The following is a 19712-nucleotide window of genomic DNA, read 5'->3' on the forward strand; positions in this document are numbered from 1 at the left end:
TCACCGAGCGGGTAATTCGGTACACGATCAAGCTCGGGCGTCGGGTCGTTTCTCAGGGCGATGACACCTGTGGAGTTGTTCAAGGTGAACGCCAGTCCTCGTTCTCCGCCGATGAAGCTTCGAGCACCGAGTATCCCGGTCAATGGCGTGCGATAACGCAACCTGAGCGACAACGTGCCAGGTGGGGTGCGCAATACGTCTTTCACCTCTTTGAATGGACCGCTTATACGCAAACCCCGACCTTCCTTGATCGGTATCCACTGGCAACTGCTGCCGGACAACCAGAAGGGCGTCATATCCCGCCAAGGACGGGGAGGCCTGAAATAGTCGGTCGGACTATTTTTGATCAGGTAGCGGTTTTCGAGGGTATCCACCGGGTCACCGACCATGCTCAATTCCAGGTAGACACTGTGTGGCTCGGCGCCTGGCAAGTCGATGGTCAGGGAATCAATGGCGCTGACGTAAGTCAGGCCGGAACGGCCATTATCAGGTGCCTGCCTGGAGCTGCTCTGCATGGAGACCCGAGGGGTATAAAGGATGAGGTACAAACGGTCGAGTTCTTCCTGTTGGGCTTTTGGCGCGATGGGCCCCAGATCGAAAGCCCGCGCTTTAGACCAGCAGCAGTTGTTCAGGAAGTTTTGCAGCGGCGTCTTTTCGAAAATCCAGGCCGTCAGATACAGCAGGCCCAAACCGGCAATGATCCAGTTCAATGGCCCCATGTAGAGCGTGTAACGCAAGATGGCGATCTCGGTCGTTATTGAACCCGCCAACACTCTCATCGTGTAAGAGGCGCCCAGTAATGCCTGAGAGCCAAAGGCAGCAATCTGTCCTCCAACCGCCATTTGACGCATTTTCAGCCAGGGATCTATCTGACGCTGGGAGTTTTCTAACTGCTTCTGCAGGGATCTGAACTCCTGATAGGCAGCGCCCACCGACAACCCACCAATCACTCCACCAAACAAAGTAAGCATTGGAGCACTTCCCATCCTTCCACCTGGAAGCTTGACGGTCATTTCCTTGACCCCCAACCCCACCCTCACCTGACTATCCACCACCGCCACCAACGCCGCCGCCCCGTAAAGACTCGCCGAAATCGTGTCATTCACCCGGCGCCCTTCCATCCCCTCCAGCACCCCGGCCTCTTTCAAGTAGTTCTGCACATTCACCACGTTCACCAGCAGCGCCGCCATCGGCACAACGCCCCCGCTGTTGACCACCACCGGCGAATTGACGATCCGTTCCACCCGCCCGACGCCAATCGCCTTGCCTGTCTTGTTCACCCATTGGGCCAGTGCCTCGGCCCGTTGCCCCAGCAACGCCCACACCTGTCGCCCGCCCTCGAACACTTGCTGCAAACGGCTTTCACCCCCCAGCCTCGCCGCGACGAAGATGCTCATCCACGACGCACTGAAGCCGTTGTCACCCTTGAGCAGCAGCAACGCCGCTCCCAGCCGGTTGACCAGCACACTCCATTGGCTGGCGGCGTCCCGGGCCATGGTCGCGATGTCATCCAGCACCACTGCGCTCAACGGCGCCAGCGCCTGATGGGTGGCGCTGATGTTGTCGACAGACAGCGCGGCCATCAGCTCGCTCAGGCGCGAGGCATTGTTGACGGCCGCTTCGAGTGAGGGCGTCCAGGCGTTGAACAGTTGCCGGAGTGCGCCACCGTCGGCGGCGCGCACATAGTCGGCGTATTGCTCGGCGCCCTGGGCGCGGATGCACTGGGCGGTCAGGCAGCCGGTGGCCAGCTCGGTCAGCCACTGGCGCGCCGCCAAGTCGTTGAAGTCGACAAACCAGGTGCCGCTGGACGAGCGTTTGAGGTACAGCCCCCGGTCAGCGAACAACGCCGCGTGGCGCTCTTCGAGTTGTTGAAAGTGGGCGGCGGCCGTGTCGCTGAACCAGGTGTTCATCGCGTCGAGATCGATGTACTCGCCGACCTTGGCGCCGAACGGATGATTGTTCAGGTTGGCGAGTTTTTCCGCGCGATATTCGCGGACAAGGACCTCGGCCTCGCGGTACAGGTCTGCCGGAATAAACGCCCGCACCGGCGCGACAATCGCTGCGATGCGGGCATCGCGGGCGGCGGATTCTGCATGACTCGGCTGACCGCCATACTGCCGGGCCCGGGTTTCAGCCTTGAGCTCTTCCTCCAGTCGATGCTGGGCGTCGAGCATGACCCGGCCCTGCGCCGGCGTGAGGCTGATGTCTCGATCCTTGTAGCGGTAGCTGAGATTGCCGGCCAGCTCTGCACCGTCCTCAGTGATCAGGCTGCGCACAAACCCGCCGATGCTCAGGCGCAGGTTGTTTTCGCCGAGCCATTGCTCGTGGCCGGCTTCCAGCCATTCCTGTTCATGGTTGATATCGCGCAGCACGCCAGGATCGTCATCCAGACAGGCGAAGACGGCGAACAGGCCGTCGCTTTGCGCCCTGGCGTTGTCCAGCCAGTCCCGGGTGCCCTGACCGTCCCATGGCTCGGCGCTCCACTCGCCGGGCGGCTGGTCGCTGGCATCGGGGTGTTGAGCGAGCACCTTGTTGCGCTCGCGGATCCGGTGCATGGCATCGGTGTAGGCCTTGATGTTGGCCACAGTCGGATCCTTCAGCAGTGTCGCGCCGAGGGCGTCGGTGTCCTCGGCATTTTTTTGCTGATCGGCTTTCATCGACCGGGCATAGGTGTTCGGCAGAAGTTCGGCCATGACCTCATCGGCACGCTCCAGGGCCGGGCAGTGCGGGGCCTGTAATTCGTCCGCCACTTTGCGCAGCGCAATACATCGCATGTGCTGAGTGCGTTTGGCGCTGTCCTCGCTCAGTGACTGACAGTGCTCGGCACCCAGGGGGAATTCGCTGTAAAGCATCCAGGCATCGTGAGCTTTTGGCAGCGACAGGCCGGCCAGCGTTGCGTCGGCCACAAGGGCGGGCCCCGCGTCCAGCGGCTGCGCCTGCAACAGCCCTTCGGCTGAAACGGCGTAGCGCTTGAGCGGCCCCTGATGCTGCCAGACGTACACAAACCCCGCCCGCAAGCGACGCGTTGCCATCGGGCGACTCTCGGGCGCGATACCGGGAACGCAACAGGCGTGTTCGGCCTTTTCGTGCGCCAGCGCATAGCGCACCGGTACCACAAACAGATCAGGCTGACTGGCGGGACACGGATGCACCGTGCTGTTGATATCCACATGCGGCTGGGCTTTGGCGGCCCGTTCGGCCTGCGCGGCCTGGTCGACCATGGCCAGTTTTTCGGCGCTCATAGGGTGAGGTCCTTGTCAGTCAGCGACTGCCGGTAGGCGCCGTGCGTCGGGCAATCGGGAAAGTTCACAGCCTGGACGACCCGCGTGCCGCTCGTCGTGGTGCTGTTGCCGCTGATGCTGACCAAGTCGTCGGTGGTGTGCGGCGAACTGTGGCTGTGCGGCACGGTTTTGGTCTTGTGCTCAGGCAGGGGGCAGGGCACTGAGGTGACCAGCTCAATGTGAATGCTGTAGAGGGGGCTGATCGTTTCGGTGCCGCTGAAAGCCACTACCTTGAAGTCGTGGCGGATCGCTGGAATCCGAAACGCGAAATGTGCCGCATTGGCCGACCGGAACATACGCTTATCCTTAAGCAAAGAGGAAAAGTGCGCGATGTCCAAACCGTCCGTGGTTCGTGCTCGCGAAAATTGGCGGGCACGCTATCAAGAGCGCTTTGTGGGATATGTAGGCAGCTTCTTCAAACGAAGTAGGAAGGGTCGCTTATGCGCGATGGCCTACTCAACAATGCTCCTTGAACACAGCAAACAAAAAAGGCGACCCGAAGGTCGCCTTGTTCAGTCAGACAGTGTCAATCAGAACTCGTGATCGGCGTTGTCCGGGTTCAGGTCGCTGATGCCCAGTTTGCCGGCAGCCGCTTCGATCGAACCGGTCTGCTTGACCAGCGAGGCGATGGCGTCACGGACGATCTGGTTGCCGGCGGTGTTGCCGGCCGCGATCAACTGGTCGTAGTGCTCACCCTTGTTGGCGTGATCGACCATGACCTGGATCTTGGCTTCGGTAGCGGCCAGATCGTTTTTCAGGGCGGTGTCGGCAGCCGGGTCAACCTTGGCCACCAGCGACGACAGGCTGGCGCCGGTCATTTTGGTGCCGTCGACGCGGGTGTACTCGCCCAGGTAAACGTTACGAATGCCCTTGGCATCGTAGAAGTGCGAGTTGTGGGTGTTGTCGCTGAAGCAATCCTGTTCGTCTTCCGGGGAGTTCGCTTCCAGGGACACCTTCATGCGCTCGCCGGCCAGCTCGCCCAGGGACAGGCTGCCCATGCCGAACAGCATTTTGCGCAGACCGCTTTCAGCCGGTTCGGCTTCCAGGGTGGCGCGGTAGTTGTCGGCCACGTTCGGTTTCCAGTTGCCGACCATTTCTTCCAGGTCGCTGACCAGCAGCTGGGTAACGGCTTTCAGGTAGGCACGACGACGGTCGTTATGGCCGCCGGTAGCGCCGGCGCCTTCCAGGTAGTCCGACGCAGGACGGTTGCCGGCGCCAGGGCCGGTGCCGTTCAGGTCCTGGCCCCAGAGCAGGAATTCGATGGCGTGGTAGCCGGTGGCGACGTTGGCTTCGGAACCGCCCAGCTCGTTCAGGCTGGCGAGTTTTTCCGGGGTGATGTCCTTGACGTCGACCTTGTCTTCGCCAACCTGAACTTCGGTGTTGGCGATGATGTTGGCAGTGGCACCCGGGTTGCCCAGTGCGTGCTCATAGGATTTGTCGACGTAGTCGATCAGGCCTTCGTCCAGCGGCCAGGCATTCACCTGACCTTCCCAGTCGTCGATTATGGTATTGCCGAAGCGGAACACTTCGCTCTGCAGATAAGGAACGCGGGCGGCTACCCAGGCAGCCTTGGCGGCTTTCAGGGTGTCGGCGTTCGGCTTGGCAAGGAACGCGTCGATGGCGGTTTGCAGGGTTTTCGCGGTGGATTCGGCATCGCTGTAAACGGCGAAGACCATGTCGGCATAGTGCGAGACAACGGCTTTGCCGGCGGCCTCGTCGACTTTGCCGGCAGCAGCAGGCGCAGCCGGTGCGGCAGTGCTCGCAGCTGGAGTCGGCGCAGGAGCGGCGGCCTTTTCTTTGTCTTTACCTTCGCCGCAACCGGCGAGGGAAATAGCGATGGCCAGCAGACTGGCGGTAGCCAGAGGCATACGAATCATGGCGAACATCCTGCTTCGGTAATTGAGTGGACAGGCGCGGGGCTGCGCAAAAAGCTGCGACATAATGCAAATCTTTCGCATTATGTGTAAAGGGTTGTAGCTGGAAATATTTCCTATTTGCGCGAGGCCTGCGCTGGATCAACAGCGGAGACGACGCCCGGCGGATCGAGGGTTTTGCCGGGCTTTGCAGGGAGATTTCAGAGGATGGCCGCGTTGCTGCGCTGGGCCTGCTTGAGATAAACGCTCAGCTCGCGCGCCGGCAGCGGCTTGCTGTAGTGGTAGCCCTGACCTTCGTGGCAGCCTTCGGAGATGATGTAGGTTTCCTGTTCGGCGGTTTCCACGCCCTCGGCGATCACCTGCATGCCCAGGCTCTTGCCCAGTTGAATGATGGCGCGAACGATGGTCGCGTCATCGTCGTCATCCAGCAGATCCTGGACGAAGCTCTTGTCGATCTTGATCTTGTCCAGCGGCAGACTCTTGAGATAACTCAGCGACGAATAGCCGGTGCCGAAGTCGTCGATGGCAATCAGGGCGCCGGAGCGGCGCAGGCTCAGCAGGTGCTGGGCGGCGGTACTGATGTCTTCCATCAGGCCGGTTTCGGTGACTTCCAGCTCCAGGCTGCGCGGTGGCAGGCGGTACATCTGCAACAGGTTGTTGACCACCCGTGGCAGCTCGGCGTGGTGCAACTGCACGGTGGACAGGTTGACCGCCATGCGCAGGTCGACGAAGCCCTGATCGTGCCAGTCGCGCAGTTGCTTGCAGGCCTGATCCAGCACCCATTCGCCGATGGCGATGATGGTGCCGTTCTGTTCCGCCAGCGGGATGAACAGGTCCGGCGGCACCAGACCATGTTCCGGATGCTGCCAGCGGATCAGGGCTTCGACGCCGACCACACGATGATCGCGGTAGCTGATCTGTGGCTGGTAGACGAGGTAGAACTGGTCGCGCAACAGCGCATCACGCAGGTCTTTTTCCAGCTCGCGACGTCGGCGCATTTCGCTGTCGACGCTGGCGATATAGAACTGATAGCGGTTGCGCGAGCGGGTCTTGGCCAGGGTCATGGTCTGCTCGGCTTTCTGCAACAGCTTTTCGGTGCTGTCGCCATCCTCCGGGAACAGGGTGATGCCGATGGTCGCGCGCAGGCGAATCTCTTGATGATCGAGGGCGAACGGTGCTTCCAGGTCATCAAGAATGCTTTGCGCCAGTTCCGCCGCTTCGTAAGGCTGTTCGATATCGGCCTGCACCAGAGCGAACTGATCGCCGCCGAGACGGGCGAGGGCGCCGAGGCGACCGCTGTGGGCGCGCAGGCGGTCGGCGAGTGCCAGCAGCAACTGGTCGCCGGTCTGATAGCTGAATTGTTCGTTGATGCTTTTGAAATCGTCCAGACCTACGCAAAGGACGGCGACCCGCCGTTGCAGCTTGCCGGCGTCCACCAGAATCTTGTCCAGTTGCTGCTGCAATTGCTGGCGGTTCGGCAGACCGGTGAGAAAGTCGTACTGGGCCATGCGCAGCAGGCTGTTTTCCGCCTCGTGGCGCAGGTGGGTATTGCGTTCGATGGATTCGAGCAACTGGTTGGCGGTATTGATCCAGATCCCCAGTTCGTTTTTTTCGTGGCCCTTGAGCTGCGGAATCTTGTGTTCGCTGGGGCGGTCGGGGTTGATCTCGGTGAGGTGTTCGATGATCCGCGACAGCGGTTTGGTCAGCAGCCAGTGATAGACCAGATACAGCACCAGCCCCATGGCCAAAGCGCGCAACACGCCGGAAATGAAGATGATCACCGAGCTGACGATGAAACCCTGACCGTAGGTGGCCGTGTCGAGGGTGATGCTCAGGTCGCCGTAATATTCGCTGTAGGGGCCGCGTCCCACCAGTTGGGTGGTGAACGTGCGTTCCTGACCAAGGATCAGGTCGGTCAGCCAGCGACTGTTGGAATGCTGCAGTTCGCGGGATTTCTGCGCGAGCATCGCTTCGTTGGGATGGCCGATGGAGGCCTGGCGCACGGCGTCGTCCTGGAACAGGCCTTCGATCACCTGCATGCCCATCTCCCGGTCCAGACTGTAGACCGCCTGGGTGGAGGGATCGCGAAACATGTCGAGGATGCGTTCGGCATCGTTGGCGACAGCCTGGCGTGTTTTATACGCATCGAAAACGATCTGCGCGCAGCTCAAGACCACGCCGACGATCAATGCCGACAGGAGCACGACCCGGAGCAACTTCACCGACAAGCTGTTCTTGAGTTCCAGCTTCAAAGGGTTATTCCTTGTTCCGTGCGGGTAGCGTCAAGTTGCCATGAGTATTGGCAATCCCGTGTTGGCAGTCAAAGGGACAATCGAGCCGCGGAAAATTTGTCCGTGGCCTTGGCCGAAATGCTGCTGTCTGGAGTATTTGCCCTATTTGTACTGTGTCGGTAGTTCTGGCCTCCAACTTGAGGGGCGTCGGACAATTTTTCCTCTTTGATGTTAGTTCGCGGTGGCTTGTGAGCAAGGCGAGAAGGGCTGCTTTGCGTGTGGGAAAAGGCTCTGTTTGTTATGCGGCGCACCCACGAGGATTTCTGCGGGCAGAAAAAACCCGGCAATGGCCGGGTTTTTGTCTGGCGTGCAGCTTAAGCGGTGAAGGTCTTGCCTTCGAACTGCTCGGCCACGAACTTCCAGTTGACCAGGTTCCAGAACGCCTCGACGTATTTTGGACGCAGGTTACGGTAGTCGATGTAGTAAGCGTGTTCCCACACGTCGCAGGTCAGCAGCGGGGTGTCGCCGCTGGTCAGCGGGTTGCCGGCGCCTATGGTGCTGGCCAGGGCCAGGGAACCGTCAGCCTTTTTCACCAGCCAGCCCCAGCCGGAACCGAAGGTGCCGATCGAGGTTTTGCTGAACTCTTCCTTGAACTTGTCGAACGAACCGAAAGCCGCGTTGATGGCTTCAGCCAGTGCGCCGGTTGGTTGACCGCCGGCGTTTGGCGCCAGGCAGTTCCAGTAGAAGGTGTGGTTCCAGACCTGAGCGGCGTTGTTGAAGATGCCGCCCGAGGAAGTCTTGACGATTTCTTCCAGGGTCTTGCCTTCGAACTCGGTGCCTGGCACCAGGTTGTTCAGGTTCACGACGTAGGTGTTGTGGTGCTTGTCGTGGTGGAATTCCAGGGTTTCCTTGGAAATGTGCGGCTGCAGGGCATCGTGTGCGTAAGGCAGCGGCGGCAATTCGAAAGCCATGATGATTCTCCTAATCAGGTCTGTTGCGGTGAGCGCAAGGCCGATCACGGGCGGCCAGAAATGCACCGGCGAGTTTTTACTCTTTGCGGCGCAGGGTTCGGATCATAGCACCGGGGGTGCGGCTTAACCACGCAACAACTGTGTGGGATAGAGGTTCCAGAGCTGTTTGGAATAAATCATGAAGCCAATATCAATTGCCCTGCCACCGTGAACATCATTACCGCGACCAACAGATCGAGAATCCGCCACGTACTCGGCCGTGCCAGCCACGGTGCAAGCCATGCCGCGCCGAACGCCAGGGTGAAGAACCACAACAGCGAAGCACTCGCCGCACCGACGACATAAGCGCCAGGCACCGACTGTTGTGCGCCGAGAGACCCGATCAGCAGAACGGTGTCCAGATAGACGTGCGGGTTGAGCAGCGTCACTGCCAGTGCGCTGAGCATCACCGCGCGCAGCGAACGAACGGTCTGGTTTTCTCCCTGTTGCAGACTTTGCTTCGAGCAAGCCCGGCGCAACGCCTGGCTGCCGTACCAGATCAGAAACACCGCGCCGCCCCAGCGGGCGACCGCCAATAGGGTCGGATTCTGCGCCAGCACGGTGGCCAGACCGAAAACCCCTGCCGCCACCAGCAACGCATCACAGGCAACGCACAGCGCGGCGACCGGCAGGTGATGCTCACGCCGCAGGCTCTGCGCCAGGACAAAGGCATTCTGCGTGCCGATCGCCATGATCAGCCCGAACGCCACCAGCAAACCGTTGGTATAGCTTTGCCACATGATCGTTACTCCGCGTTGGCTGCGAGATCGCGCAGCACTTGCATGGCGCGTTCGGCGTCGGCCTGACCGACGAACAAATGATCGTGGTAGTAGCCGGCAATCACGTTGCAACTGATGCCGGCCCTGCCCAGTGCGGTGGCGAACGCGGCGGTCAGGCCGACGGCTTCCAGCGCCGAATGCACGTTCAACGTGATCCACGCCGCGACATAGTCAAAGCTGAAACCGGCGCGCTCGGCGTGGGAGCGTTCGAGAATCACCGACAGGCCTTCCTGTTCACGGAAACTGCCGACGATTTCCAGGCCGCTCGGCAAATGCCCGTCGCGCAAGGTACAGAACACGTATTCGCCAACGTTGAGTTGCGGGCTCATGCTGCGCAGCAGGGTGGTCAACGAGGTTTCGCCAGCCATGGAAGTGGTCCTTGATAAAGAGTGCTTGCTGGCTATTCTCCCGGTTGACGCTGTATAAGAAAAACCAATAGTGCTGATCGCTCATTAGGAAAACTGATGTTCGACTACAAATTGCTTTCTGCTCTGGCCGCCGTGGTCGAGCAGGCCGGATTCGAACGGGCGGCGCAGGTGCTGGGCCTTTCGCAATCGGCAATTTCCCAACGGATCAAACTGCTGGAGGCGCGGGTCGGCCAGCCGGTTTTGGTGCGCGGCACGCCGCCTTCGCCGACCGAAATTGGCCGGCGCCTGCTCAACCATGTGCAGCAGGTGCGCCTGCTCGAACGGGATTTGCAGACGCTGGTGCCGGCGCTGGACGAAGAAGGCCTGCCGGAGCGCCTGCGCATCGCCCTGAATGCCGACAGCCTCGCCACCTGGTGGGCCGAGGCGGTGGGCGATTTCTGCGCCGAACAACATCTATTGCTGGACCTGATCGTCGAAGACCAGACCGTCGGCCTCAAACGCATGCGCGCCGGTGAAGTGGCCGGTTGCCTGTGCGCCAGCGAGCGGCCGGTTGCAGGCGCGCGTAGCGTGTTACTTGGCGCGATGCGTTATCGGGCACTGGCCAGTCCGGCGTTCATTGAACGGCACTTTCCCGACGGCGTGCGGGCCGAGCAATTGCCGCGCACCCCGGCGCTGGTGTTCGGCCCGGACGATTTTCTGCAGCATCGTTATCTGGCTTCCCTCGGCGTCGATGGCGGTTTCGAACATCACCTGTGTCCGTCGTCCGAAGGCTTCATTCGCCTGACCGAAGCCGGACTCGGCTGGGGACTGGTGCCGGAATTACAGGTGCGCGAACAACTGGAGCGCGGCGTGCTGCGCGAACTGTTGCCAGATAAACCGATCGACGTGCCCTTGTACTGGCATCATTGGCGCAATGGCGGTCAGTTGCTCGGCCTGTTGACCGAGCAATTGGTGCGCTCGTCGGCGCAATGGCTGGTGCCGTTGGACTGACGGCCAGCGTCAAGACTCACGAATCAGGCAAACGAAAGACAGCGGAGCTTTACATGAAAATTCTGGTCACCGGCGCAAGCGGCTTCATTGGCGGACGCTTTGCGCGTTTCGCCCTGGAGCAGGGCCTGGACGTGCGGGTCAACGGTCGCCGGGCCGAGGGTGTCGAGCATCTGGTGCGTCGCGGTGCCGAGTTCGTTCAAGGCGATTTGAGCGACCCGGATCTGGTGCGTGCGCTATGCAGCGATGTCGAAGCCGTGGTGCATTGCGCCGGCGCGGTCGGCTTGTGGGGCCGGTATCAGGACTTCCATCAGGGTAACGTGCAGGTCACCGAAAACGTGGTCGAGGCCTGCCTGAAACAACGGGTTCGGCGGCTGGTGCATCTGTCGTCGCCATCGATTTACTTTGACGGTCGCGACCATCTCGGCCTGACCGAAGAGCAAGTGCCCAAGCGCTTCAAGCATCACTACGCAGCGACCAAATACCTGGCCGAGCAAAAGGTCTTCGGCGCCCAGGAGTTCGGCCTCGAAACCCTCGCCCTGCGCCCGCGTTTCGTCACCGGCGCCGGCGACATGAGCATCTTCCCGCGCTTGCTGAACATGCAGCGCAAGGGCCGTCTGGCGATCATCGGCAACGGTCTGAACAAGGTCGATTTCACCAGCGTGCACAACCTCAACGAAGCGTTGCTCAGCAGCCTGCTGGCCGACGCCTCAGCGCTGGGCAAGGCCTACAACATCAGCAACGGCGCTCCGGTGCCGCTGTGGGATGTAGTCAATTACGTGATGCGCAAGATGGAAGTCCCACAGGTCACCAAATACCGTTCCTACGGCCTGGCCTACAGCGTGGCGGCGCTCAACGAAGGTGTGTGCAAGCTTTGGCCGGGGCGTCCCGAGCCGACCCTGTCGCGCCTGGGCATGCAGGTGATGAACAAAAATTTCACCCTCGACATCAGTCGCGCCCGGCATTATCTGGACTACGATCCGAAAGTCAGTCTGTGGACGGCCCTCGATGAGTTCTGTGGCTGGTGGAAGGCCCAGGACATTCGTTGACACGAATCTGCCGGCCGGCACTGAACCGCGCCACGGCTTGAGGGTCAACCCCAGCGGCCGCGGGGTTTATACTTCGCCCCAATCTGCCATCACCGCGTTTCACAAAGGTTGCCTCAATGTCCATGCGTAACGATGCCCACGACGATTTCGACGATGTACCGAGCCTGCGCGCCGATACCCTCGATGACGACGATTTTCCGGCCACCGCCCGCACCTCCGTGCATTCGCGCACGCCGCCGGTGGTCAAGGTCAAGGCTGCCAGCACCGGGCCCTTGTGGGCACTGGTCGGCGCATTGTTCTTCGCGTTCATTGGTCTGGCCTGGTGGAGCTTCCAGCAGATTTCGCTGATGGAGCAGCAACTGGTGGCGACCCAGGAAAGTTTTGCGCGCATCAGTGAGGAAGCGGCGGGGCGCTTGCAGGACATTTCCGGCAAGGTCGTAGCCAGCCAGACCAACGTCACCACCGACAGCGAAGCCCTGAAGCTGCAGATCAAGCAGCTGCAAAGTGCGCTTCAGGATCAGAGCAAACAGCAGCAGGGCGTGGCCGGGCAGGCGACGGATCTGGACAAGCGCCTGGCGCAGATGACCGCCCAGACCACCGAACAACAGAACGCCAACACCCAGTTGCAGGCCCAGGTCAAAGCCCTGAGCGCCGAGCTGGCGACGCTGAAAAGCACGCCGGCCGACACCAGCAAGGTCGATGCCCAGCTCAAGAGCTTCGATGCACAGGTGAAAAGCTTCGACGCGCAGTTCAAGAGCCTCGGTGCCGACATCACGGCCCTGAAAAAACAGGGCGGTTCGAACGCCGCCATCGAGCGTCTGGAGCAGGAAATCGTCATTCTCAAGAGCGAGCAGGACAATCGTCCGGCCGCTGCGCAGGGCGGCACCAACACCGCCGAGTTCGACGCATTCCGTGGGCAGATGACCCGCAACATCAACACCCTGCAAGCGCAGATCCAGAATCTGCAACAGCAAATCAACGCCCGTCCGTAAGCCTGTCGCATGGCGAGGGCGCGAACGCCCTCGCCGCAGCAACATTCAGAAGCTTTCTGAATATCCATACATGCCTTCAGGCCGTCTACGCTCTTGAAACACCAACAAGAACGAGGGATGCGTCATGGGGTTTGTGCACAAGCTGGCCTGGCTCGGCGCGGTGCTGCTGTTGAGTTTCGGTCAGGCCAACGCGGCTACCACGGAAAAAGATGACAGCAAGGCCGCCATCGCCCTGCTGGAAAAGGCTCTGGCCTATTACCACGACAACGGCGACAAGGCGTTCGCGGCGTTCAGCCGTCAGGGCGAATTCGTCGACAAGGACCGTTACGTGTTCGTGGTCGACACCAAGGGCGTGATGCTCGCCAGCGGTGGGCCGTCGTCGGCATTGATCGGCCGTGACGTCAGCGAAGTCCTCGGGCCGGACTTGCAAAAGTCCTTCAAGGACGCCCTGAAAGTGCCGGAGGGCAACGGCATCCAGCAGGCCGAGTACCGCTGGCAGAACTGGTCCGACGGCAAGGTCGAGCGCAAGCACGTTTACTATCAACGCATCGGTCAGCGGATACTGGCAGTGGGTTATTACTTGCCGCGCGCGTCGGCTGAACAGGCGAAAGCGTTGCTCGACAAAGCGGCCACCGACCTGACCAAAGACGAGAAGGGCACGTTGTCCGCGATCAACTCGCTCAAGGGCGGTTACTTGCAGGACGACCTGTATGTGTTCGTCGTCAATCTCGACACCCACCGCTACGTCGCCCACGGCACCAACCTGCGCCTGATCAACACCGATTTCGCCAAGGTCGATGACCCGGAAGGCAAACCGGTGGGCGAACCGATTCTCGCGCTGATTGGCAAACAGGATGAGGGTGAGTACGAGTACCGCTGGAAAAACCCGGTGACCGGCAAGGTCGAGAACAAACATGCCTACCTGAAGAAGGTCGGGAACATGCTGGTGGCGGTCGGTTATTACAGCGCTTGAGTGCACATTCCTGTGGGAGCGACGGTGTTCGTTAGTCAGCGGACGCCGTGTTCACGCCCGCGCAACAACCGGTTCGGCATCGCGATCGCCGCCGCCAGCCCGAGCAGCGACACCGCCGCGCTGACCATCAGCAAATGCCGGAATGTCACCAGCAGCTCGGCGCGCAAGGCGTTCTGCGCATCGCCGGGCGCCGCGTTCAGGCCATCGAGCAGCACGTTGCCGGAATGCCCTTCGCTCATCAACGAACTGCCGGCCAGATGGGCGAAACTGGAGTCCTGCAACAACGCCAGCAACAGCGCGGACATCAACGCCACACCCACCGCGCCGCCCAGGGAGCGGAACAGGTTGGTGGTGCTGGTGGCGACGCCGATGTCCTTTTGCTCGACCGAGTTCTGCGTGCCGACCAGCGAGGTCGGGAACTGCATGCCACCGGCGATACCGCTGAGCAGCATGAACAGGCTGCTGATCAGTGTCGCATCAGGCGGGCTGAAGGCCATGCCGAGGATCGAGATCGGCATCAGCAGCGCGCCGGTGAGAATCTGCGGTTTGTAGCGCCCGGTGATCGAGGTACGACGGCCGGCGAAATACGCGCCGATCGGCAAACCCATCGCCAGCGGCAGCAAGTGCAACGCAGCGCTGTCAGCTCCCGCGCCCGTCACGCTCTGGAAGCGCAGCGGCATCAGCACAATCAGCGAAATCGCCTGGAAGCTGCAAAAGAAAATCGTGCACCAGCACAGCAGCGCGCTGCGGTTGGTGAACAGATGCATCGGCAACAACGGCTCCCTGGCGCGCCGCTCATGCCAGACGAACACCGCCAGCACCGCCACCGCGCACGCGAACAGACCGAGCACTTCACTGCTGCGCCACGCGTGGCCCTGGCCGACCTCAGTGATCGCCAGTAACAGCGCGGTCAGGCCGATGATCATCAGCAGTGTGCCGAGGTAATCGATGATGGGCTTGCGCTGCGGAATCGGCAGGCCGATCAGATTGCGTCGCGCCACCCAATACGCGCCAAGGCCCAGCGGCAGGTTGATCAGGAACACCCAGCGCCAGGACAGGTACTCGGTCATGTAGCCGCCGAGCACCGGGCCGGCGACGCTGGCCACCGCGTACATGCTGCTGAAATAACCCTGATAACGGCCGCGCTCCCGTGGCGGCACGATGTCGCCGATGATCGCCTGGCTCACCGAAATCATCCCGCCGGCGCCGATGCCCTGGAAAATCCGCGCCAGTACCAGTTGCTCCATGCTCTGGGCCATGCCGCAAAACAGCGAGGCGAGGGTGAACAGGCCCATGCCGAACAGCATCAGTTTGCGCCGCCCGTACAAATCGCCGAGCTTGCCGTAAATCGGCACCGCCACGGTCATCGCCACCATGTATCCGGAAATCACCCAGGCCAGCAGGCTGACGTCCTTGAACTGTGCGGAGATGGCCGGCATGGAAACGGCGACGATGGTCTGGTCCAGCGCGCCGAGAAAGATCGCCAGCATCAGCGCGACCAGCACGCTGCGAATGGCCGGTTTGGGCGTTTCGGGGTGGTTGAGAGTGGTCACGGGCAAACCTGTGGGCAGAGATGATATCCGCCGTGGCGAGCGGATCAGTGCTCGCCAGTGTAAGTCGATAGCAGGCTATTCGATAGCCTCATACGGAAGCCCGACGTAATTTTCTGCAATGGTTTTTTGCCCCGCTTCCGAGCTGACAAAGTAATCCAGTTCAGACGCGCTGATGCGCTGACTGAAATCGTCGTGCTCGTCGAAACGGTGCAGCATGGAGGTCATCCACCAGGAAAATCGCTCGGCCTTCCACACCCGGCGCAGGCAGATCTCTGAATACTTCTCCAAAAGTCCGGTGCGACCTTCGCGATAGACCTTCAGCAAAATCCTGAACAGCGTGCTGACATCGCTGGCCGCCAGATTCAGCCCCTTGGCGCCGGTCGGCGGAACGATGTGCGCCGCGTCCCCTACCAGAAACATCCGCCCGTATTGCATCGGCTCGACCACAAAACTGCGCAGTGGCGCGATGCTTTTCTCAATCGACGGACCGGTCACCAGTTGTTGCGCCAGGTCCTCCGGCAGACGCTTGCGCAGTTCATCCCAGAAGCGTTGGTCCGACCAGTCGTCGACGTTTTCCTCGGCCGGCACTTGCAGGTAATAGCGGGTGCGGGTCGCCGAACGCATGCTGCACAGGGCGAAGCCGCGCTCGTGGCGGGCGTAGACCAGTTCGTCGTGAATCGGTGGCGTATCGGCGAGAATGCCCAGCCAGCCGAACGGATAAACCCGCTCGAAGACTTTCAGGCAGTCCTCGGGAATCGACTGCCGGGCCACACCGTGGAACCCGTCGCAACCGGCGATGTAGTCGCAATCGACGCGCCAGGTTTCGCCGTCCTTTTCGAAGGTGACGTAGGCCTCGTCGCTTTTCATGTCACAGGGAACGACATGGCTGGCTTCGTAGATGGTTTGTCCGCCGGTCTCCCGACGAGCGGCCATCAGGTCACGGGTGACCTCGGTCTGGCCGTAGACCATCACGGTTTTTCCACCGGTCAACGCCTGCAGATCGATGTGTACCCGACGCCCGTCCAGGGCCAGTTCGAACCCGCCATGCACCAGCCCTTCGGCGTCCATCCGCTGACCCACGCCAGCCTCGCGCAATAGCTCTACCATGCCTTGTTCAAGCACACCGGCGCGGATTCGGCCGAGTACATAGTCAGGTGTCTGGCGCTCCAGAATCAGGGTGTCGATGCCGGCGTTATGCAGCAGTTGGCCGAGCAATAATCCGGAAGGACCGGCGCCGATGATGGCGACTTGGGTTTTCAGCGTTTTCATTGTTTTTATGACTCGCAAGCTTCACGCGACAACGGCCGGTGAATGATTTTCAGGATTCGAGTGCTTGCATTTTTCCCTTGCGGGTCTGTCAATTGAAGGTGAAAACTGAGCCGATACCTGTACATTCTGCCAATCGGTGCGATTATCGCCCGCAAACCTCGAGGCCTGGATTGAAGTGATGAACAAGCCTGACCTGCCTTCGATTCCGGTGTTCAAGCTCTACGGTGAAAGCCTGGACTGGCCGACCCCTGACTTGCTGCACTGTGAAACCATTTCCAAACGCAGCCGCGAACACCAATGGGAAATCAAACCCCACCGTCATGCCGATTTGTGCCAGTTGCTCTTCGTATTCAAAGGTCAGGCAGAGCTTGAAATCGAAGGCCAACGCACGCAACTGAAGGAAGCCGCGATCCAGATCCTGCCGCCGTTATCGGTGCATGGATTTCGTTTTTCCGAGGACGTCGAAGGATTTGTCGTCACCCTCGCCACACCGTTGATCAACCATTTGCAGGCACAACTGGGCAGCGCGGTGCAGGCCCTGGCCCAGGCCGAAAGCTATCCGGCGGGCAAGGACGCGGAGTACCTCAACAGTCTGTTTGCCGCATTGCAGGCCGAGTACAACGGCCATCAACCGGCGCGGGAAATGCTCATGCATTCGCTGGTCAGCGTGATCATGGTCTGGGTCAGCCGTCAGGCGATCCGCCGTCACAACGCCACGCAACGCCCGCAGCGCCAGCGTGAATATCTCAATGGCTTTATTCAATTGGTGGAGGAGACGTACAGACAGCACGTCAAGGTCGAGGACCTGGCCCATCGTCTGGGGATTTCCGTCTCGCACCTCAACGGCACCTGCCGCGAACTGGCGGGGCAGCCGGCGTTGCAGATCATGCACGAGCGTCAGTTACTGGAAGCCAAGCGCCTGCTGACTTACACCAGCATGACCATTTACGAGATGTCCGAGGTGTTGGGGTTTTCCGATCCGACCAACTTCACGCGCCTGTTCCGGCGCCGGGTGGGGATCTCGCCAAAGGCGTTCCGCGACCGACTCAAATCCGAACAACAAGAGAGTCAATAGGTGGGAGCGAGCTTGCTCGCGAAGAGGGTGGATCAGCCGGCAGTTTTGCCACCTGACACGCCGCCTTCGTGAGCAAGCTCACTCCCACAGACGTCCAGTATCAGCGCAGGGCGTTGAGGGTGGCGTTGTGAGGAATGCAGCGCTCGAAGTTGCAGCTCGCGTATTCACGGGGCAGTTGCCGCAACTGCTCCACGCGCCATGCTGCGGTGCCGTACAGCGCCAGCGTGGCCGCGCAGGTGATGAAAATCGCGAAGTATCTTCTTGTTCTGGTGTTCATGGCGGTGACCTCTGAACGAATACCCTTGGGTACTGCTTTCAGCATAGGTCAGCGCCGTGGAGTTGCCAGCGGCTGCGAACGTCTTTACAGCCCTTCATCCCATTGCGGGTTTTCGGGAAAACGCTGCACCAGAAAATCCAGCATGCAACGCAGCGCTGCCGGCATGTGCTTGCGCGAGGCATACACGGCATAGATGTTCATCTGCCGCGGCTCGGCGTGGGGCAGCAGGCGAACCAGTTCGCCGCTGTGTACATGCACCCCGGCCTGATAGGTCGGCAGCATCGCCACCCCGGCGCCGGCCAGGGTCGCGCGCAGCAGGGTGCTGGCCTCGTTGGCGCTGATGTTGCCCTGCACCGGTACCGAAACCGGTTCGCCATCCTCCTCGAAATGCCACAGGCTCTTGCCGAAGTAGGAATGGGTCAGGCAGTTGTGCCGGCTCAGATCTTCCACGCGTTGCGGCTGCGGATGTTCTTGCAGATAGGCGGGCGCGGCGCAGACCACCGAGCGGCACACCGTCAGGCGCCGGGCGATCAGATTCGGATCGAGGTCATTGCTGGTGCGAATCGCCAGGTCGATGCGTTCGTCCACCAGGTTTACCGTGCGATCGAGCATCTGCAGATCGATGTTCACCCCCGGATACGCTTTGACGAACGCCGCCATGGCATCGGCCAGTTGCGCCTGGCCGAACGAGGTGCTGACGCTGATCCGCAACATACCCCGTGGCGCATCGGCAGGTTCGCTGACCGCGGCCTGCATGTCACCGGACAGCTCCAGCATCTGCCGGCAGCGCGGCAGGATTTCGTTGCCGGCGGCGGTCAGGCTCAACTTGCGGGTGGTGCGGTGCATCAGGCGCGCGCCGACCCAGTCTTCCAGTTCCGCCAGATACCGCGACACCACCGGCCTCGACAGGTCCAGGTGATCGGCCGCCGCCGACTGGCTGCCCAGATCCACCACCGTGACAAACACCCGCATTGCTTGGAGACGATCCATGATTTGCCCGCTTTCAGAAACAAACTATGTTCAAGCATCGCATTTTTTGTAACGAGTCTGGCAACTAAGCTCTGCCCCCATCGCCAAGCACGGCATTCGAACAGCGGAGCAACTCATGATCGGCTTCACCACTCTCAAGCGCGTTTTACTGGCCACCGCCACCCTCGGTTTTGCTGCCCACGCAGCGGCCGCGAACCTGACCCTCGACGTCTACAACCCGGGCACCAAGGCGATCTTCCCGGTGACTTCGGTGCTGGTCAGCGGCGAGAAAGACGCGATTCTGGTGGACGCCCAGTTCGGCAAATCCCAAGCCGAGCAAGTGGTGGAAAAGATCCGCGCCAGCGGCAAGCAATTGACCACCATTTACATCAGCCACGGTGACCCGGATTACTACTTCGGTCTCGACACCCTGACCAAAGCCTTCCCGCAGGCAAAGGTCTTGGCCTCGCAACCGACCGTTGATCACATCAAGCAAACCGTCGACGGCAAACTCGCCTTCTGGGGCCCGAAAATGGGCGCCGACGTGCCGGCCAAAACCATCGTGCCGGGCGTGCTCAAGGGCGACAGCCTGATGCTTGAAGGGCAAAAGCTGCAGGTGGTTGGCCTGGAAGGCAAGCAGCCGGATCGCAGCTTCGTGTGGATTCCTTCACTGAAAGCCGTGGTCGGTGGTGTGGTTGTCGCCGAGAACATCCACGTGTGGATGGCCGACACCCAGACCGCGCAATCCCACGCCGACTGGCTGGAAACCCTACACTCGATCGAAACCCTGAAACCGAAAACCGTGGTGCCGGGTCACTACCTGGGTGACAGCGCCCGTTCGCTGGCGGCCGTGAAATTCACTGCCGACTACATCAAGGCGTTCGACGAAGAAACTGCCAAGGCCAAGGACTCTGCCGCACTGATCGGCGCGATGAAAAAACGCTACCCGAAACTGGGCGAAGAAAGCTCGCTGGAGCTGAGCGCCAAAGTCGCCAAGGGCGAAATGAAGTGGTAACCCGATTCTG

General features: G+C 60.9%; 17 protein-coding genes. 6 read left to right on the forward strand and 11 right to left on the reverse strand.

The window, feature by feature from the left end; all coding sequences use genetic code 11:
* The 7 genes from MKZ87_RS18630 to MKZ87_RS18660 form a co-directional block, all read right to left on the reverse strand.
* A partial coding sequence (locus MKZ87_RS18630; RefSeq protein WP_266201568.1) for a toxin VasX occupies window positions 1-3242 on the reverse strand: 3242 nt, incomplete at its 3' end.
* Window positions 3239-3577: a hypothetical protein gene (locus MKZ87_RS18635; RefSeq protein ID WP_227233387.1), complete on the reverse strand. Its 339-nt coding sequence runs from the start codon at window positions 3575-3577 to the stop codon at window positions 3239-3241. The genes MKZ87_RS18630 and MKZ87_RS18635, both read right to left, overlap by 4 nt.
* A gap of 234 nt (window positions 3578-3811) precedes the next feature.
* On the reverse strand, window positions 3812-5158 hold the full coding sequence (locus MKZ87_RS18640) for an imelysin family protein (RefSeq protein ID WP_085699627.1): 1347 nt from the start codon (window positions 5156-5158) through the stop codon (window positions 3812-3814).
* Between the two features lie 197 nt (window positions 5159-5355).
* Window positions 5356-7407 carry a putative bifunctional diguanylate cyclase/phosphodiesterase gene (locus MKZ87_RS18645; RefSeq protein WP_085699625.1) on the reverse strand — a complete coding sequence of 684 codons (2052 nt, stop codon included), beginning with the start codon at window positions 7405-7407 and terminating at the stop codon, window positions 5356-5358.
* Between the two features lie 353 nt (window positions 7408-7760).
* Window positions 7761-8357, reverse strand: coding sequence for a superoxide dismutase (locus tag MKZ87_RS18650; RefSeq protein ID WP_003227660.1), 597 nt, complete (start codon window positions 8355-8357; stop codon window positions 7761-7763).
* A 176-nt stretch (window positions 8358-8533) separates the two neighbouring features.
* Window positions 8534-9136: a LysE/ArgO family amino acid transporter gene (locus MKZ87_RS18655; protein ID WP_011335710.1), complete on the reverse strand. Its 603-nt coding sequence runs from the start codon at window positions 9134-9136 to the stop codon at window positions 8534-8536.
* A 5-nt stretch (window positions 9137-9141) separates the two neighbouring features.
* Complete coding sequence (locus MKZ87_RS18660) at window positions 9142-9543, reverse strand: ACT domain-containing protein (RefSeq protein WP_266201575.1); 402 nt, start codon at window positions 9541-9543, stop codon at window positions 9142-9144.
* A 96-nt stretch (window positions 9544-9639) separates the two neighbouring features.
* On the opposite strand from MKZ87_RS18660, the gene MKZ87_RS18665 reads away from it, so the two are divergent.
* The 4 genes from MKZ87_RS18665 to MKZ87_RS18680 all read left to right on the forward strand — a co-directional run bounded on the left by MKZ87_RS18665 (window position 9640) and on the right by MKZ87_RS18680 (window position 13544).
* Complete coding sequence (locus MKZ87_RS18665; RefSeq protein WP_085606712.1) at window positions 9640-10533, forward strand: LysR family transcriptional regulator ArgP; 894 nt, start codon at window positions 9640-9642, stop codon at window positions 10531-10533.
* A gap of 53 nt (window positions 10534-10586) precedes the next feature.
* Entirely contained in the window at window positions 10587-11579 is a 993-nt protein-coding gene (locus MKZ87_RS18670; protein ID WP_085684455.1) for an NAD-dependent epimerase/dehydratase family protein, read from the forward strand.
* A 116-nt stretch (window positions 11580-11695) separates the two neighbouring features.
* Entirely contained in the window at window positions 11696-12571 is an 876-nt protein-coding gene (locus MKZ87_RS18675; protein WP_085699619.1) for an ATPase, read from the forward strand.
* 124 nt (window positions 12572-12695) lie between these two features.
* A complete protein-coding gene (locus MKZ87_RS18680) occupies window positions 12696-13544 on the forward strand; it encodes a cache domain-containing protein (protein ID WP_085701693.1) in 849 nt (282 codons plus the stop codon).
* Window positions 13545-13579: 35 nt separating this feature from the next.
* Here the strand turns inward: MKZ87_RS18680 and MKZ87_RS18685 are convergent, their stop codons facing one another.
* Together MKZ87_RS18685 and pobA are read right to left on the reverse strand one after the other, a co-directional pair.
* Window positions 13580-15097: an MDR family MFS transporter gene (locus tag MKZ87_RS18685; RefSeq protein WP_266201581.1), complete on the reverse strand. Its 1518-nt coding sequence runs from the start codon at window positions 15095-15097 to the stop codon at window positions 13580-13582.
* Window positions 15098-15172: 75 nt separating this feature from the next.
* On the reverse strand, window positions 15173-16366 hold the full coding sequence (pobA, locus tag MKZ87_RS18690; RefSeq protein ID WP_227233376.1) for a 4-hydroxybenzoate 3-monooxygenase: 1194 nt from the start codon (window positions 16364-16366) through the stop codon (window positions 15173-15175).
* Window positions 16367-16544: 178 nt separating this feature from the next.
* Between pobA and MKZ87_RS18695 the strand changes: the two genes are divergently transcribed.
* Complete coding sequence (locus MKZ87_RS18695; RefSeq protein WP_085699611.1) at window positions 16545-17441, forward strand: helix-turn-helix domain-containing protein; 897 nt, start codon at window positions 16545-16547, stop codon at window positions 17439-17441.
* A 100-nt stretch (window positions 17442-17541) separates the two neighbouring features.
* Here the strand turns inward: MKZ87_RS18695 and MKZ87_RS18700 are convergent, their stop codons facing one another.
* Both MKZ87_RS18700 and MKZ87_RS18705 read right to left on the reverse strand, forming a co-directional pair.
* Entirely contained in the window at window positions 17542-17718 is a 177-nt protein-coding gene (locus MKZ87_RS18700; RefSeq protein ID WP_166225760.1) for a hypothetical protein, read from the reverse strand.
* An 84-nt stretch (window positions 17719-17802) separates the two neighbouring features.
* Window positions 17803-18708, reverse strand: coding sequence for a LysR family transcriptional regulator (locus MKZ87_RS18705; protein ID WP_218191818.1), 906 nt, complete (start codon window positions 18706-18708; stop codon window positions 17803-17805).
* Between the two features lie 115 nt (window positions 18709-18823).
* Here MKZ87_RS18705 and MKZ87_RS18710 point away from each other — a divergent pair, with 115 nt between their 5' ends.
* Window positions 18824-19702 (forward strand): MBL fold metallo-hydrolase, encoded by an 879-nt coding sequence (locus tag MKZ87_RS18710; RefSeq protein WP_266201585.1) that lies wholly within the window; start codon window positions 18824-18826, stop codon window positions 19700-19702.
* Window positions 19703-19712: the final 10 nt, after the last annotated feature.

Source organism: Pseudomonas sp. MCal1 (assembly GCF_026341415.1).
In the GTDB taxonomy this organism is placed as follows: Bacteria; Pseudomonadota; Gammaproteobacteria; order Pseudomonadales; family Pseudomonadaceae; genus Aquipseudomonas.